The sequence below is a fragment of the Campylobacter sp. genome, assembly GCF_052170435.1.
In the GTDB taxonomy this organism is placed as follows: Bacteria; Campylobacterota; Campylobacteria; order Campylobacterales; family Campylobacteraceae; genus Campylobacter_A.
In genome coordinates, this window is record NZ_JBQNAN010000013.1 from 1 (window position 1) to 17,543 (window position 17,543).

Annotated in this window: 13 protein-coding genes and 1 pseudogene; 10 read left to right on the top strand and 4 right to left on the bottom strand. The window is 43.0% G+C overall.

Annotated features, from left to right (window positions below):
- Window positions 1–298: 298 nt before the first annotated feature.
- The 9 genes and pseudogenes from ACTTJF_RS06390 to ACTTJF_RS06430 all read left to right on the top strand — a co-directional run.
- A pseudogene (locus ACTTJF_RS06390) lies at window positions 299–1,042 on the top strand (cache domain-containing protein); the annotation flags it as partial.
- Between the two features lie 654 nt (window positions 1,043–1,696).
- Entirely contained in the window at window positions 1,697–2,221 is a 525-nt protein-coding gene (locus ACTTJF_RS06395; RefSeq protein ID WP_390886754.1) for a methyl-accepting chemotaxis protein, read from the top strand.
- Between the two features lie 284 nt (window positions 2,222–2,505).
- The gene (locus tag ACTTJF_RS06400) at window positions 2,506–4,056 is read left to right on the top strand and encodes a type I restriction-modification system subunit M (protein ID WP_442551248.1); all 1,551 of its coding nucleotides are present in this window, start codon (window positions 2,506–2,508) and stop codon (window positions 4,054–4,056) included.
- Window positions 4,053–5,042 (top strand): virulence RhuM family protein, encoded by a 990-nt coding sequence (locus ACTTJF_RS06405; RefSeq protein WP_442551249.1) that lies wholly within the window; start codon window positions 4,053–4,055, stop codon window positions 5,040–5,042. The genes ACTTJF_RS06400 and ACTTJF_RS06405 overlap by 4 nt, the downstream gene beginning before the upstream one ends.
- A complete protein-coding gene (locus tag ACTTJF_RS06410; RefSeq protein ID WP_442551250.1) occupies window positions 5,039–6,193 on the top strand; it encodes a restriction endonuclease subunit S in 1,155 nt (384 codons plus the stop codon). The genes ACTTJF_RS06405 and ACTTJF_RS06410 overlap by 4 nt, the downstream gene beginning before the upstream one ends.
- Window positions 6,194–6,195: 2 nt before the next feature.
- Entirely contained in the window at window positions 6,196–7,281 is a 1,086-nt protein-coding gene (locus ACTTJF_RS06415; protein WP_442551251.1) for an AAA family ATPase, read from the top strand.
- Window positions 7,282–7,294: 13 nt separating this feature from the next.
- Window positions 7,295–10,390 (top strand): type I restriction endonuclease subunit R, encoded by a 3,096-nt coding sequence (locus ACTTJF_RS06420; protein WP_442551252.1) that lies wholly within the window; start codon window positions 7,295–7,297, stop codon window positions 10,388–10,390.
- 157 nt (window positions 10,391–10,547) lie between these two features.
- Window positions 10,548–10,976: an EamA family transporter gene (locus ACTTJF_RS06425; RefSeq protein WP_442551253.1), complete on the top strand. Its 429-nt coding sequence runs from the start codon at window positions 10,548–10,550 to the stop codon at window positions 10,974–10,976.
- Between the two features lie 184 nt (window positions 10,977–11,160).
- Window positions 11,161–11,538: a hypothetical protein gene (locus tag ACTTJF_RS06430; protein WP_442551254.1), complete on the top strand. Its 378-nt coding sequence runs from the start codon at window positions 11,161–11,163 to the stop codon at window positions 11,536–11,538.
- A 440-nt stretch (window positions 11,539–11,978) separates the two neighbouring features.
- Here ACTTJF_RS06430 and ACTTJF_RS06435 read toward each other — a convergent pair whose 3' ends face one another.
- The gene (locus ACTTJF_RS06435) at window positions 11,979–12,446 is read right to left on the bottom strand and encodes a methylated-DNA--[protein]-cysteine S-methyltransferase (RefSeq protein WP_442551255.1); all 468 of its coding nucleotides are present in this window, start codon (window positions 12,444–12,446) and stop codon (window positions 11,979–11,981) included.
- A gap of 109 nt (window positions 12,447–12,555) precedes the next feature.
- On the opposite strand from ACTTJF_RS06435, the gene ACTTJF_RS06440 reads away from it, so the two are divergent.
- Entirely contained in the window at window positions 12,556–15,309 is a 2,754-nt protein-coding gene (locus ACTTJF_RS06440; RefSeq protein ID WP_442551256.1) for a bifunctional aconitate hydratase 2/2-methylisocitrate dehydratase, read from the top strand.
- 108 nt (window positions 15,310–15,417) lie between these two features.
- On the opposite strand, the gene ACTTJF_RS06445 is transcribed toward ACTTJF_RS06440, so the two are convergent.
- The 3 genes from ACTTJF_RS06445 to ACTTJF_RS06455 are packed head-to-tail and all read right to left on the bottom strand — an operon-like array spanning window position 15,418 to window position 17,490.
- Window positions 15,418–16,590 (bottom strand): sensor histidine kinase, encoded by a 1,173-nt coding sequence (locus ACTTJF_RS06445; protein WP_442551257.1) that lies wholly within the window; start codon window positions 16,588–16,590, stop codon window positions 15,418–15,420.
- Entirely contained in the window at window positions 16,583–17,245 is a 663-nt protein-coding gene (locus ACTTJF_RS06450) for a response regulator transcription factor (protein WP_122862881.1), read from the bottom strand. The genes ACTTJF_RS06445 and ACTTJF_RS06450 overlap by 8 nt, the downstream gene beginning before the upstream one ends.
- Window positions 17,245–17,490, bottom strand: a complete 246-nt coding sequence (locus tag ACTTJF_RS06455) for a hypothetical protein (protein WP_442551258.1) — start codon at window positions 17,488–17,490, stop codon at window positions 17,245–17,247. The genes ACTTJF_RS06450 and ACTTJF_RS06455 overlap by 1 nt, the downstream gene beginning before the upstream one ends.
- Between the last annotated feature and the right edge of the window lie 53 nt (window positions 17,491–17,543).

Genomic DNA, 17,543 nt, shown 5'->3' on the forward strand with positions numbered 1-17,543 from the left:
CCACAAACGATATCACCTTGCAGATCGACGATATGGCTAAAAATATCGTCGCGGACGTTAGGAAAAATAAATTTTAAATTTAGAATGTCAAATTTAGGGGGTTTGGCCCCCTAAATTTGGCTCTTGCTGCTGATTTAACCCAGATAAAATAAAAAATCAAAACCTTAAATTATTATTTAATATCTAATTTATAATTTTAAAAATAGTATTATTTAATACGAAAAGTTATAAAATCGCGCCTTTAAATTTTATAAAAAGGGGAAAGTAAATGCGCTCAATCGCGAATAAAATATCGTTGATGCTCATCCTGGCGCTTTTTATATCGTTTTCTGCGATATCTTTAGCTAGCTACAATACGGCTCACGACAAAACCATAGACCTAGTGATTCAAACTCAAAAGCAAATTTTAAAAGACGTTAAAGTCATGTTGACTAACTTTTTTGAGAGCAATCAATACGCCATAGAAAAGATGGCCGAGAGCCTAGCTAAAATAGCCGAAAAAAGCGACGGCGAAAGAAACGCGGACGGTATAAATTTCGCTTTATCTCAGGCAAAAGCCGTATCCGGAAAAGAAATATCTCTCATTTATGCCGGATATGAGGACGGTGCTATGTTTAGATCAAACGGCCAAAACAAAGCAGGATACGATCCGAGGGTAAGAGGCTGGTACAAGCAAGCTAAAGCCGAAGGCAGGCCGACCTATACCGATCCATATATGGCCGCTTCATTAAATGCGATGGTTATAACATTTGCCGCGCCTATCAAAAACGTCGGAGTGACCGGTATAGACGCATCTATCGAGGCGCTAAGCGATAACATATCTCAAATCAGCAAAACCGAATACAGTTACGCTTTCGTCGTCGATAAAAACGGCAATATCATCATACACCCAGACAAAGATCTAGTCGGCAAACCTCATGATATAGCCAAAAGCCTCATCAAGCAATACCAAGAAAAGAAATTTGATGAAAACGGACTGGTAGCGTATAAAAACAATAAAAACGAGGACGTTTACGCCTATATGCTGGAGCTAAACGATAAAGGCTGGCTTGCTGTAACGGCGATGGATCAAAATATCTTTACCTCGCATACATTGCCTATCTTAAAGATTCAGCTTATCTTGGCTGCTATATTTATAGTCGTTTTATCGGCAATCGTACATTTCTTGCTCAAAAGATCACTTAGCCCGATCAATACGATCACTAGCGCTTTGATTAGCTTCTTTAAATTTTTAAATTTTGAGACAAAAGAGCCTGTCGTCTCAAAAGTAAACACAAAAGACGAATTTGGCGTAATGAGCAAGCTAATAAACGACAATATAGCTAAAATTTGCGACAACGCCAGCCAAGACGCTAGAGCGGTATCTCAGTCCGTAGAGGCTGCAAAACAGATAGAAAACGGAAATTTAAGAGCTAGGATAACCGACAACCCGGCCAATCCGAAACTAGTCGAGCTAAAAGACGTTTTAAATAAAATGCTAGATGTTTTGGAGCACAAAGTCGGTAGCGATCTAAACGTGATCCAAAAAGCTTTTAACGATTTTAGAAAATCTGATTTCACGTCAAGGATCGCAGACGCCAAAGGCGACGTCGAGCTCGTTACGAACGAACTTGGCGAAGAGATAGCCGGTATGCTCGCGTTTAACCTAGAAAAAGCTCAAATTTTAGAAGAAAAAGTCCATATGCTAGACGAATCCATGAAGCAAGTAGCTCAGGGCGCTAGCACGCAGTCAAATTCTCTCCAAGAAAGCGCCGCAGCCGTAGAGCAGATGAGTAGCTCGATGAACGCTATTAGTCAAAAAACCGTCGACGTCATTAGGCAAAGCGATGAGATCAAGCATATCATCGTGATCATCCGCGACATCGCCGATCAGACGAATTTGCTAGCACTTAATGCAGCCATCGAGGCGGCGCGCGCAGGCGAGCACGGACGCGGCTTTGCCGTCGTGGCCGATGAGGTTAGAAAGCTTGCCGAACGCACTCAAAAGAGTCTCGGCGAAATCGAAGCCAACACAAACGTCCTGGCTCAAGGGATCAACGAGATGAGCGAAAACATCAAAGAGCAAAGCGAAGCTATAAATATGATAAATCAAAGCATTGCCCAGGTCGATGAGCTCACTAAACAAAACGTTAATATAGCCAACGCCACGAGCAGGGTAACTAGCGAAGTGGACAACATGGCAAAAGCTATCGTAGAAGACGTTAGGAAAAAGAAATTTTAATCAACTCCATCAAAACGGCAAGTTTGGATAAATTTGGCTTGCCGTTTTGATTTGACTCCTTTTATTTTGGCTGCGAGGCGCTACTAAATTTGATCTCTCGTTTTTTATGCCTACTTTTAATTCTATTTATTTAAATTTAAAACAAAAGCTAGTTTATAAAATTACATTCCAAATAAATTTTACTGTTTTTCTAAAACAAAAATTTAATACTACAAAAACCTTCGTATAATTAAAAAATTATCATTTTATGGTTAAAATAAGCATTAAAAACTCAGGAGTAAAAAATGAGTGAAGAGACGCAGCGCAAGGCCTTGCAAAACCAAATTTGGAGTATTGCAAATGAAGTAAGAGGTGCTGTTGACGGCTGGGACTTTAAACAATACGTCCTTGGTACGCTATTTTACAGATTTATCAGCGAGAATTTTACGGATTACATAGAGGGCGACGATGATGATTTTGACTATGCAAGCTTGCCTGACGATTCACCGGAGCTTGAAGCGATAAAGCATGATACCATTGTGACGAAGGGATATTTTATCTACCCTAGTCAGCTATTTAAAAATGTATTAAAAAATGCCGACAATAATGCAAATTTAAATACTGATTTAGATCAAATTTTTAAAAGTATCGAAGGTTCTGCGGCTGGATATGAGTCGGAGCAGGACATAAAGGGGCTTTTTGCTGATTTTGATACTACGAGCAACCGGTTAGGAAACAGCGTTGCCGAGAAAAATAGGCGACTCGCAGCGGTTTTAAAAGGTGTGGCCGAACTTGATTTTGGCGATTTTAAGGACAATCATATCGATCTTTTTGGCGATGCGTACGAGTTCCTCATTTCAAAATATGCCGCAAATGCAGGCAAATCCGGCGGTGAATTTTTCACTCCGCAAAATGTCTCAAAGCTCATCGCCGCGCTTGCTATGCACGGACAAGAGCGCGTAAATAAAATTTATGATCCAGCATGCGGCTCGGGCTCGCTACTTTTGCAGGCTAAAAAGCGTTTTGACAAACATGAGGTTGAGGATGGATTTTTCGGTCAGGAGATAAATCACACGACATACAATCTAGCGCGTATGAATATGTTTTTACACAACGTTAACTACTCTAAATTTCACATAGAGCTTGGCGATACGCTACTAGACCCGAAGCTTCAAGATGACAGACCTTTTGATGCTATCGTTTCAAATCCTCCGTACTCTATCAACTGGATCGGTAGCGACGATCCGACGTTGATAAATGACCATAGATTTGCGCCTGCCGGCGTGCTAGCCCCTAAAAGCAAGGCGGATTTTGCCTTTATCTTGCACGCGCTTAGCTATCTTTCGGCAAAAGGTAGGGCCGCGATAGTTAGTTTTCCGGGTATTTTTTATAGAGGCGGTGCGGAAAAAAAGATCCGCGAATATCTCGTAAAAGAAAATTTCGTTGAGACCGTCATCGCGCTCGCGCCAAATCTTTTCTACGGCACTCCGATAGCTGTTAATATCCTTGTTCTTTCAAAACATAAAACAGAGACTAAAACGCAGTTTATTGACGCTAGCGATCTTTACGATAAAAAAACAAACATTTTGACAGACGAACACATTGCGAAAATAATAGAAATTTTTGTTAAAAAAGAAGATATTGCCCATGTATGTGCACTCGTAGATAATGAAAAAATAGCCCAAAACGACTATAATCTAGCCGTAAGCTCTTACGTCGAGGCAAAAGATACGCGCGAGGTTATTAATATAGACGAGTTAAATTTGCAAATAAAACAAACGGTAGCCAAAATTTCAAATTTACGCGAACAAATCGACGAAATCGTTGCGGAAATAAATTCGGGCGGCGAAATATGAAAGCTATTATTTACACGGCAAGCGACGGCAAGTCAAAATTTTCTTTGCAAAAATTTGATGAACAGCTTTGGCTGACGCAACTTGAAATCGCGGAACTTTATCAGACGACTAAACAAAATATTAGCAAGCATATAAAGGCTATTTTTTTAGAAAATGAGATAGATGAAAAAGCAACTGTCAACTTTCAGTTGACAGTTCAAAATGAAGGCGGGCGCAATATAAAGCGTAAAATGGCTTATTATCCTTTGCCTTTGATTATAGCCGTAGGTTACCGCGTTCGTTCATCTCGCGGTACGCAGTTTCGTCAGTGGGCGACGCAGTGCTTAGGAGAATATATAAAAAAAGGTTTTGTACTTGACGACGAACGCTTAAAAAGCACGGGCGGCGGCGATTATTTCAAAGAGTTGATTGAACGCATTCGCGATATCCGTAGTAGCGAAAAAGCGATATATCGCCAAGTACTCGACCTTTACGCCACTAGCTATGACTACGATCCAAAAAGCGACGAGAGTATTAAATTTTTTAAAATAGTTCAAAACAAGCTTCATTACGCCGTTAGCGAGCAAACCGCCTCCGAGATTATTTTTAGTAGAGTAAACGGCGATAAAGAATTTATGGGGCTTACGAATTTTAAAGGCCAAACGCCGACGCTAAACGAGGCTAAAACGGCGAAAAATTACCTAAGCGAGGATGAGATTTTTAGATTAAACCGCTTGGTTTCGGCGTTTTTCGATCTTGCCGAGATGAAGGCGCACGAGCGCGAGCCGATGTATATGAAAGATTGGGTAAGCGAGCTGGATAAATTTAGCCTTTACGGCAAAGGTGTTTTGCAAAATGCCGGCTCGGTAAGCCATAGCGAGGCTATGAAAAAAGTTGACACCGAATATGCAAAATACCGACAAAACAACCTAACTCCGGTCGAGAAAGAATATATAAACGCCGTCAAAAGTATAAATTTAAAGCTAAAAAACAAAGGCAAGAAATGAGTAAAATTTTTGATTTGATAAATGAATTTTACTCTGAAGGGGTAAAATTTGATGAACTTGGAGTTATTTGCAAGAGTTTAGCAAAAGGCACGCTTAAACAAGAAGATTTAGTGGACAAAGGAGCATATCCCGTTGTTAATTCAAGTAGGGATTACTACGGCTTTTATGATAAGTACAATAATGAAGCCAATGCTTTTACAATTGCCTCACGAGGCGAATATGCGGGTTTTGTAAAATTTATTGATTGTAAATTTTGGGCTGGTGGATTATGCTATCCTTATACTTCAAAAGACGAGGAGTATGTTTTAACTAAATTTATATTCTATTTTTTAAAGTCGATTGAAAAGAAAAATATGGATATTTTGGTTGCTAGAGGAAGTATTCCTGCGCTCAACAAAAGCGATATTGATAAAGTTAAAATTCCTGTACCTCCCCTGGAAGTTCAGCGTGAAATAGTCCGTATTTTGGATTGTTTCACGCTGCTTACAGCAGAGCTTACAGCAGAGCTTACAGCAGAGCTTACAGCTAGGAAAAAGCAATATGAATTTTACCATAACTATCTTTTGAACTTTGATAATAGTGTCAAATTTGAAGAACTTGGAAAAGCTTTTAGTAGAATAAGAGGAACTCCTATAACAGCAAATAAAATGAGAGATATTGAGGTAATTGATGGAGATATTCGCATTTTCGCTGGCGGCAAAACGGTTATAGATACAACCGAGGATAAAATTTTAAACCCAAACATCACAAGAGTACCCTCAGTAATAGTTCAATCTAGAGGTGTTATTGATTTTATTTATTACGATAAACCTTTTACTTTTAAAAATGAAATGTGGGGTTATGCATCAGAGAATGAGATTAGCGTTAAATTTTTATATTATTATCTAAAGAATAATGTAGATTATTTTAGGAGAGCTTCAACAAGTATGGGAGCTCTTCCGCAAATTTCATTATCTATAACTGAAAATTTTAAAATTCCAGTATTGTCCATCGAAACCAAGTGTAAAATCGTCGAAATTTTAGACAAATTTGATACGCTCGTAAACTCCATAAGCGAAGGTCTGCCGCACGAGATAGAGCTAAGGCGCAAGCAGTATGAGTATTACAGGGAAAAGCTATTAAATTTTACAGAAATTGAAAAGGAGATATAGTAGTGTTTGCTGGCTCTCTTAACGAAATAGCAAATAAGCTTAAAAATTTGAATAAAAAAGCACAATTAATTTATGCTTTTAATGGTACGGGCAAGACCCGCTTATCTGTAGAATTTAAAAATTTAATAGAACCAAGAACTGACGAAAACGACTACTCCGATAAAAAGAAAATTATTTATTACAATGCCTTTACGCAGGATTTATTTTATTGGAATAATGATACTGAGCCGAAATTAAAGATACAGTCAAATTCTTTTACTAGATGGATATTTGAAGAACAAGGATTAGATAGGGAAGTTATTGATACTTTTCAGTTTTATGCAGGCAAAAAGCTTGAACCTAGATTTGATGCAAGTTTTTCAGAAGTTTCTTTTTCTTTTATAGATGACAATGCCTCCGAAGATAATATTAAAATTTCAAAAGGAGAAGAAAGTATTTTTGTTTGGAGTATTTTTTATGTATTAATAAAACAAGTAATAGATGAATTAAATATTGCTGAAGTAGACAACCGATCAACTCACGAATTTGATGATCTAAAATATATTTTTATAGACGACCCAGTTAGTTCACTGGACGAGAACAATCTAATAGAAATAGCTGTGAATTTAGCTGAGAGAATAAAGGGGAGCGAATCTGATATAAAATTTATCATTACTACGCATAATCCTCTATTTTATAATGTTTTGTACAATGGACTAAAAGCCTATAAATTTGTTTTAAAAAATAATGAAGACGGGGTATATGTTTTAGAAGAACAAGAAAACGATTCGCCCTTTGCTTATCATCTGTATTTAAAAGCCGAGATAGAAAAAGCCATTGAGAATAATCAAATCAAGAAGTACCATTTTAATTTTCTAAGAAATATTTTGGAAAAAACCTCTACTTTCCTTGGGTATAAAAGTTGGGGCGATCTCTTGCCTGATACCACTGGCGGTGATTCAAGGCCATATGAATCAAGATTGATTAATATTTCAAGCCATTCTAAGCATTCTGCTGAAGAAAGTACTGAGCCAACTGATAATGACAAAAGGGTGCTAAAATTTTTAATGCAGGAAATTAACTCCATGTATCATTTTAATAGCAACTAGCAAAGGAAAACAAATGACACAAACTAAACCGATAGTAGAATCTCCAAAATTTATCGTCCTGGACGAATATGAAAAGATAATCCAGCCGTCAACTTATCAGAGTGAAGCGGATATGGAGCGCGAGCTGATAAACGACCTAGTCGCACAAGGCTACGAATATGCAAAAGATATAAACTCGCCCGCAAAGCTACTGGAAAATTTAAAGCAGCGACTGGAAAGCCTAAACGAGGTTAAATTTACTCCTTCTGAGTGGACTAGGCTGCTTGGCGAATATCTTGATGCGCCAAACGACGGCGTAAATGAAAAGACTCGCAAAATCCAAGATAATCACATTTATGATTTTGTTTTTGATGATGGGCATATACAAAATATATATTTACTGGACAAGAAAAATATCGCGCGAAATAGCGTGCAAGTCATTAATCAATTTGAGCAGACGGGCGCGCACGCAAATAGATACGACGTTACTATCCTAGTAAACGGCCTGCCGCTCGTGCAAATCGAACTAAAAAAGCGTGGCGTGGCGATAAGAGAAGCGTTCAATCAAATACACCGCTATGCCAAAGAGAGCTTTAATGCGTCAAATTCGCTATTTAAATACCTGCAAATTTTCGTTATCTCAAACGGCACGGATACGCGGTACTTTGCAAATACCACAAAGCGCGACAAGAATAGTTTTGACTTTACTATTAATTGGGCGGATTCTAAAAATTATCCCATCAAAGACATAAAGGATTTCACCGCGACTTTTTTAGCCAAAAATACGCTTTTAAGCATACTGATAAAATACTGCGTATTTGATGCGAGCGATACCTTGCTAATCATGCGCCCGTATCAGATCGCAGCGACCGAGCGCATACTGTGGAAGATAAACAGCTCGCATCTTGGCAAATGCTACGCAAAGCCGGATGGCGGCGGATATGTCTGGCATACGACGGGATCAGGCAAAACGCTAACCAGCTTTAAGGCAGCGAGGCTCGCTACGGGGCTTGATTTTATAGATAAGGTCTTTTTCGTAGTAGATCGTAAAGATCTAGACTATCAGACGATGAAGGAGTATCAAAAATTTTCAAAAGATAGCGTAAACGGCTCCGCAAGCTGCGCCGAACTAAAACGAAACACGGAAAAGGACGACGGCAAAATAATCGTAACGACCATACAAAAGCTAAATAATCTGATGAAAAGCGAAAGCGAGCTGGCGGTATATCAAAAGGAGGTCGTTTTTATATTTGACGAGTGCCATCGCTCGCAGTTTGGCGAGGCACAGAAAAATTTAAAGAAAAAATTTAAGCGATTTTTTCAGTTCGGTTTTACTGGTACGCCGATATTTCCGCAAAATGCGCTAGGAGCGGAGACGACGCAAAGCGTATTTGGAAGCGAGCTTCACTCGTATATATTAACCGATGCCGTAAGGGATGAAAAAGTGCTTAAATTTAAGGTTGATTATAACGACGTAAGGCCTAAATTTAGAGAATTTGAGACTGAAAAAGACGAGCTAAAACTAAGCGCTGCGGAGAGTAAAGAGGCATTTTTGCACCCCGATCGTATAAAAGAGATTTCGCAGTATATCCTGGATCGTTTCAAACAAAAAACGCACCGCCTAAACGCAAGTGGCAAAGGCTTTAACGCTATGTTTGCGGTAAGCTCTATCGAGGCCGCGAAGCTATACTACGAGGCGTTTAAAAATTTGCAAAAAGACAAAGAGCGACCGCTGAAAGTAGCGACGATTTTTTCATTTTCGCAAAACGAAGAGCAAGGCGTTGTTGGCGAGATAGCGGACGAAAATTTTGAACCCGAGACGATGGATATGAGCTCAAAAGAATTTTTAAATGTGGCTATAAAAGATTATAACGCCTATTTTAGGACGAATTTTAGCATCGAGGGTAGGTCGTTTCAGGATTATTATCGCGACTTAAGCGAGCGTATGAAGAAGCAAGAGATCGATCTGCTTGTAGTCGTGGGTATGTTTTTAACAGGATTTGATGCACCTACCTTAAATACGTTATTTGTGGATAAAAATTTACGTTATCACGGTTTGATACAGGCGTTTTCTCGTACAAATAGAATCCTAGATGCCACTAAGACCTTCGGCAATATCGTGACTTTTAGAGACTTGCAGCAAGCTACGATCGATGCCATCACGCTTTTTGGTAAAAATAGCACCAAAAACGTGATACTAGAAAAGAGCTATAAAGAATATATGCAGGGCTTTACCGATGCCGCTACCGGCGAGGCTAGACGAGGTTTTCTAGAAGTTACGAGTGAGCTTGAGACGCGCTTCGCAGATCCTAGCGCGATAGAAACGCAAAAGGATAAAAAGGATTTTGTTAAGCTTTTTGGCGAGTATCTTCGCGTAGAAAATGCTCTGCAAAATTATGATGAATTTGCAGCGTTGCAGGCTTTGCAAGGGGTAAATTTGGACGACGAGAATGCTGTGCGCGAATTTAAAGAAAAATTTTATCTAAGCGAAGAGGACTTGCAGGAGATGCAAAGCATAAAAGTGCCTAGCATGCGAGCGCTCCAAGACTACCGCTCTACCTACAACGACATAAGAGACTGGCTAAGAAAAGAAAGAGCCGGCGAACGCAAAGAGGCGCAAAAGATAGACTGGGACGACGTAGTTTTTGAGATTGACTTATTAAGGTCGCAGGAGATAAATTTAGACTACATTTTGGGGTTAATATTCGAGCACAATAAAAAGATTAAGGATAAGATCGCGCTTACCGAAGAGATCCGCAGGATCATTCGCGCTAGCCTAGAAAACCGCTCTAAAGAGGGATTGATAGTGGACTTTATAAATAATACCGATCTGGACGAGTTAAAAGATAGAGCTGGCGTAGTTGAGGCATTTTTTAAATTTGCAAAAGGTGAGATGTTGCGCGAAGTAAAAGAACTGATTAGCTCGTTAAATTTAAACGAAAATGCGGCAAAAAGATATATTAGCGTATCGTTAAAACGCGGATACGCAAGCCCAAACGGAACCGATTTAAATGAAAGTTTGCCTAAAATGAGCCCTCTAAATCCAAAATATCTAAGCGCAAAGCAAGAAGCGTTTGAAAAAATCGCCTTTTTCGTGGATAAATTTAAGGAAGTCGGCGCTGAGGTTTAAGGTGATTTTTGGTTCAAATTTGCAGCATTAAGATGTCAGCAAAACCAGTATAAATTTTAATCGCTTTGCAGCTTTCTCTTATTTTTTATTTTAAATTTGTACCCTTTTGAGCTAAATTTGCCGTAAAATTTGACTATAATTTCGCAAAGGATAAATCATGCAAGAGTGGGCTTTATGGGCGCTAGCTTCGGCGGTTTTTGCCGCGCTTACGGCGATTTTCGCCAAGGTTGGGCTTGAGGGTATCGACTCAGATTTCGCGACCTTTATCAGGACTCTCGTTATCACTGCGGCGCTGATTTTGTTTCTAACCTATGCTAAAAAGTGGCAGCCTCTTGGCGAGCTTGGCGCGCGAAACTGGGTATTTTTAACGCTTAGCGGACTTGCGACCGGCGCGTCTTGGCTGGCGTATTTTAAGGCGCTTCAGATAGGCTCCGCGTCGCAGGTAGCGCCCGTAGATAAGCTTAGCGTCGTTTTGGTCGTTGTTTTTGCGGTTATATTTTTGGGCGAGCGCCCGAGCTTTAGAGAGTGGATCGGTATCGCACTGATCGCTAGCGGCGTGTTTACGCTGGTTTTTGCGGATAAATAGCATCAAGTAACGGGAATTAAATTCGGAGAAATTTAAAGAAAAAATCAAAAACTCATATTTATATGTAGTTTTTATAAAAAGGGGATTTTACGGTAACGGCTCTGCCTTAAGAAGTATCTTTTCGGCATTTTTGATGGTTTTGGTCGGTTTGTGTCTTACTTTGATCCTGTTTACTATCAAGGATATGATTTTTTATAGCGATTTTAAACCGCTAAACGAACTAACGAAAAACGTAGGGACGGTGGAGTCTGCAAGCTACGGTCTAAAGGGCGACGGGAAGCTAAAACTAAGGCTGGATGACGGCTCGGCGGTGTCATACTACATAGATAGCAGAGATGACGAGTCGTATAGACCGCTCATAAAAAAGAGGGCGGTTATATATAGCAAGGTAGTGCCGCTAGGAAATAGAATTTTGCAGCTAGAAGACGATGCGGGCAAGGTTTACGTCAAATATAGCTACGAATATGAACTGCAAACGCCACAGAGACGCATGGATTCGATCTATGCATGCTTAAAAATAGCTGCCTTTTTTTCTGTTTATAGTATGGTTTTTAAATCGTAGAGATCTCGCGCAAGCCAAGGGTAAAAATAATAAAATTTAGCGGTTTGCGCCGGCTTAAGAGATGTTTTTGGCTGTTGTTTTTGAGCGGGGTTTTGGGCGATAAATTTTGCTATTTTTAAAATTTTTGCTGCCTGGCAAGACGGCGCAAAAAGCCAAAGCGACGTGGTTTTGAGCCAAATTTGCCTTTTTGCAGATAGATTTTTGCCTCAAATTTATCGGCAACTTTGTGTTTAAATTTGAGTTTTGAAACGGGCTGAGTTTATTTGCTTGCTAGATTTAGATTTTGGTAAATTTGCTAGGTTTAGTCGGCAAATTTATCTCGCGTTTTGCCGACTAAAAACGGTGCCGCACTTCGTGTAGTCAGGCTTGAGCTTAACTGAAACTAAGCGATCAAATTTGCGCTTGTCTGGACAAATTTGCACCATCAAATTTAAAAGACGTTAGATCTTATCTTTAAATTTCGCTTCATGCTCCAAAAGCCAAATTTTAGTCGCCAGCCCTTCGCCGCCGCTGTATCCGCCAAGGCCGTTTGAGGCGACGACTCTGTGGCAGGGCACGATGATGGGGATTTTGTTTTTTGCGTTTGCCGAGCCTGCCGCGCGAAACGCCCTCGGTCGCCCAGTCATCGCTGCCAGCTGGGCGTACGTGACGCACTCGCCATACGGTATCTTTTGCAGATTTTCGTAAACGCACCTTTGAAACGCCGTGCCGCCGATATTTAGCCGCGTTTTAAAGGTTTTAAGCTCGCCTTTAAAATACCTCTCAAGCTCGCTTAAACAGAGCTTTAAATTTGCGTCCGTTACGTCAGTGCGGACAAAATCTCGTACGAAATTTATCTCGCAAACACCGCTCTCGTCGCCGCAAATCTCCAAAACGCCGATAGGCGAGTTAAAATAAGCTTTTTGCAAAATTTACTCCTTTGGTATCAAGTAACGCAAATTTAGCGAAATTTAGTTTATATTATTATCTGTTTTTCGCTAAAATCGTATCGTTTAAAAAATGGATTAAGGAAAAACGATGGATTTTTTTACCGAATACGAAAAGCATGTAAAAGAGCGCGAGGCCCTAGGCGTGCCGCCGCTACCGCTAAACGAGGAACAAACGAGGAAGGTTTGCGAGCTTTTAAAGCTCGAAAGCACGCACGAGAGGGAGTATCTAGGCTTGCTCTCAGGTCGCGTGCCGCCGATGGAGCTGGACGGCGAAGGCGAAGCGATTATAGCTGCAAGGCTAGACGAAAATCAAAAGAGAGTAAAGCGGCTCGTAAATTTACTCGCAAATCGCGTAAATCCGGGCGTAGACGACGCGGCGAAGGTAAAGGCGGAGTTTTTAAACGAGATTATAAATCACGGGCTTGAGATAAGCGGTCTTGACAAAATAACCGCCGTAAATTTGCTGCGACCGATGCTTGGCGGATACAGCGTCATCGTGCTGCTTGAGAGCCTAAAAAACGGCGACGAGGTCGTAGCACAGGCCGCCTGTAACGTGCTAAAAGAGACGATTTTCGTGCATGATTATTTTAACGACGTAGCGCAGCTTGCTAAAAGCAATAAATTTGCGCTTGAAGTCTTGCGCTCGTGGGCGGAAGCGGAGTGGTTTAGGGCGCGCGAGAGCCTGCCTAGGCGTATCAGAGCGGTCATATTTAAGGTCGCCGGCGAAACCAACACCGACGATCTAAGTCCCGCTAGTGAGGCCTACACGCGCTCAGACATCCCGCTGCACGCAAACGCGATGCTCGTTAAGCGTCAGCCCGGCAGCCTAGAAATAATCCGCAAGCTTAAAAAAAGCGGGCTAGAAGTCGTCTACGCGGGCGACGTCGTGGGCACGGGCAGTAGCCGAAAGAGCGGCATAAACTCCATCCAGTGGCACCTCGGGCGCGAGATAGAGGGCGTGCCGAACAAAAAAACGGGCGGCATCGTGATAGGCACGGCTATTGCGCCGATATTTTTCAACACCGCCGAGGATAGCGGTGCGCTACCGATCGTGGCCGACGCGAGCGCGCTAGAGACGGGCGACGTCGTGGATATCTACCCGTATGAGGGCGAGATATTACGCGTCGGGCGGGTAAATTTGAGCGCCGAGGGTAAATTTGACGCGGTTCAAATTTGCGGCGAAGCTAAATTTGAAAATTTAAACGAAAATGCCAAGCCCCAAGGCGAGCCGGTCGCTCGTTTTACACTTTCGCCAAACACGATATTTGACGAGATCAGAGCGGGCGGGCGCATACCGCTCATCATCGGCCGCTCGCTTTGCGCTAAGGCTAGAGCGGCGCTAAATTTGGGCGCGGAGGATATATTTGCGAGGCCCGCGCAGCCGCAAACGGATGAGAGCGAGGGCTACACGCTAGCTCAAAAGATCGTCGGCAAGGCCTGCGGCGTGGGGGGCGTTAGAGCCGGGCAGTACTGCGAACCGGCAACTCTCACCGTAGGCTCGCAGGACACTACGGGACCGATGACGCGCGACGAGATCAAGGAGCTAGCTAGTCTTGGGTTTTCGGCAGATTTCGTGCTGCAGAGCTTTTGTCACACGGCGGCCTATCCAAAACCTAGCGACCTTGAAACGCAAAGGACGCTGCCTAAATTTATGAGCTCGCGCGGCGGAGTGAGCCTAAGGCCCGGCGACGGCGTCATACACTCGTGGCTAAACCGCATGGTGCTACCTGATACCGTGGGCACTGGCGGAGACTCTCATACGCGGTTTCCTATCGGCGTGAGCTTTCCTGCGGGTAGCGGACTAGTCGCGTTTGCGGCGGTGTCTGGAGCTATGCCGCTAAATATGCCAGGCTCTGTGCTCGTGCGATTTAGCGGGCGACTACAAAAGGGCGTGACGCTGCGCGATCTGGTAAATGCGATCCCATACTACGCGATCAAGCGCGGGCTGCTCACGGTCGAAAAGAAGGGCAAGAAAAACGTATTTGCGGGTAAAATTTTAGAGATCGAGGGGCTGGAAAATCTAAAAGTCGAGCAGGCCTTTGAGCTAAGCGACGCCTCGGCCGAGCGCTCTGCGGCGGCCTGCGCGGTAAATTTGAGCCAGCAGAGCGTCGCCGAATACGTCCGCTCAAACGTCGCTCTCATCGAGGCGATGATAGAAGCGGGGTATGAGAGTAGGGCGAGCCTGGAGCGCCGTGCGGCGAAAATGCGCGAGTGGCTAGCGGCGCCTAGCTTGCTGCGAGCCGATAAAAACGCGCGCTACGCCGAGGTGATCGAGATAAATTTGGACGAGATAAAAGAGCCCATCCTAGCCTGCCCGAACGACCCCGACGACGTTGCGACTCTGAGCGAAATTTTGGCTAGTAGCTCGCGCCCGCATAAGATCGACGAGGTGTTTGTGGGTAGTTGTATGACCAATATCGGCCACTACCGTGCGCTGGGCGAGGCTCTGCGGGGGCTCGGCATGCTGCCGACCAGACTTTGGATCGCGCCGCCTACCAAGATGGATCAGGCCCTGCTCAAAAAGGAAGGCTACTACGATATCTTTCGCGCTGTGGGCGCTCGCACGGAGGTGCCCGGCTGCTCACTTTGCATGGGCAACCAAGCCCGCGTAAATGACGGCGCGACCGTGTTTTCGACCTCGACGAGAAATTTTGATAACCGTATGGGCATGGGCGCGCGCGTGTATCTAGGCAGCGCCGAGCTAGCGGCCGTTTGCGCCGTGCTGGGCAGGCTGCCTAGCGTCTCAGAATACATGAGCATAGTGCCCCAAAAGCTTGCGGGCAAAGAGGCACAAATTTATCGGTATCTAAATTTTAACGAGATAGAAAATTTTAAAATTTAGCAAATTTGGTTGCTTGGGTAAAATTTGTGGCTAAAGCTAGGCTGTTTTTACGGCTGGCTTTTTCGCAAATTTTATCTAGCCAAATATGCATCCTTAAAATCGTCAAATTTAATGAGTCCACCTAAGCGTAAAGGTAGTTTCTTTGCCGGATTCGCTCTCGCAGGTTACGGCGATAGCATTGTTTTCGCAGGCTCTTTTGACTAAATTTAGCCCTATTCCAAAACCGCCTTGGTCTTCGTTAAACCGCGTGTATCGCTCGAAAATTTTATCTTGCTGCTCTTTGCTTAGCCCCTCGCCACTATTTGAGATTTTTAGCTCGCCGTCTTGCAAACTAACCGCGACGTAGCCGCCTTGGTTTGCGTATTTTACGGCGTTGCTTAGTAGGTTATCCACCGCACGTTTTAGCTCATAGCCGTTTGCATTTATGAGAGCGTCTTTTAAATTTAGCCTTAAATCAAGCCCCCGTTTAGCAAAAAACGGAGCAAAAAATTCGAGTCGCTCGTTTAAAATATCTTTCAAATTTAGATCCTCTTTTGGTACGGAGCGTGAGGCGCCAAAGGATAAATACGTGAGGTCCTCATAGGTACGGCTTAGCGTTTTGGCGGCGGTTTGGATGTTGTTTATGCGTTTTAGATTGCGCTCGCTTAAGCTGCTTTTATCCGCCGTTTCGATGCTCATTAGTATCACGCTAAGGGGTGCGTTTAGCTCGTGCGTGGAGTCTTTTATGAAGCGATTTAGCGCGGCGATCTTGGCGTGAAGCGGCGCTAGCGCGGTCTTTGCTAGATAAAAGGCGATTATCATGATGACGCCTAAAACGATAAGCAAATTCAGCGCCGTACGCAGTCGAAGCAAATTTAGCTCGCTCGCGACATTCTTACCGCTTAGCGCGATTTTTGCCGTCGCTAGCTCGTCCGCGCCGCCTTCGTCCATATTTTGCAAAGTCTCAAATATCGTCACCTTGCCGTCTGATACGACCGTGCTACTCTGGGCGTCGTCAAATTTAGCGCAGCCCGCCTCGCCGTATAAAATTTGACCGCTTTTAGCTACGATGCAGGCTTTGACGTCTTTTTCGGCGGTAAAGCTTTTTACTGCGCCAAGCCCGTACATGCGCGCTTTCATGTAGATACCCATCTTGATCTCTTTTAGATTTTTTACCTCGTTTGAGATGAGGGCTTCTTTTTTCATTTTATAGTCGTTCGTAAAAAAATACCCCAAAAATAGGGTGCTAGTGATGAGATAAAGCGAGAGGATTTTTGCTATAACGGCGGAGCGCTCAGACATAGATATAGCCGTCGCCGCGCCTATTTATGATCGCGTCCTTGCCTAAAATGCGGCGTAAGTTTTTGACGTAAACCCGCAGGCTCAGCTCGCTGGGCTCCTCGCCGTAGTTCCAAATTTTCTCAAATATCGTCTCTTTACTCAGTAGCGCGTTTTTATTTTCCAAAAATAGTGCTAAAAGCTCGCTTTCTTTGTTTGAGAGGTTTACGATTTGTCCGTTTTGCCGGAGCGTTTTGGAGCTTGGATAAAATTTATATCCGTCGTTAAGCTCGATAAATTCGTCATTTACGTGAGAAAATTTGCGCTTGATTAAAATTTGAATACGAAGCAAAAGCTCTTTTAGCTCGTACGGCTTTTTTAGGTAGTCGTCGCAGCCGCTTTTGTAGCCGATCTCTAGGTCTTGCAGCGCGTTTAGCGAGGTGGTAAAGATCGCAGGCGTGTCGTCGCCAAGCCGCCTAAGTTCGCGCAAAAGGGAGAAACCGTCGCCTTTAGGCAGCTTGACGTCGAGGATGAGGATATCAAAATTTCGCTCGTAGGCGGTATCTAGAGCTGCTTTAGCATCGGCGCGAACGGTCACGTCGTAGCCTTGTTCGCTCAGATACTCGCTGATGAGTTCGCTTAGCGTCTCATCGTCCTCTACGAGCAAAATTTGCGTCATTACATCTTATCCTTTTTCATATCTTTCATATCGTCTTTCTTTTTACCCATATCGTCTTTCATCTCTTTCATATCGCCCTTCATTTCGTCCTTTTTTATCATCATATCGTCTTTTTTCTCCATCATGGTGTCCTTCTTTTCCATCATGGTATCTTTTTTCTCCATCATATCGCCTTTCATCTCGGTGGCAAAGATAGAACCTGTAACGAACAACGCGCTAAGCGCAACTAAAGCTAACTTTTTCATAGCATCTCCTTTAAGAAAATTTATGATGGAAGTTTAGCCAAGAAACGTGAAAC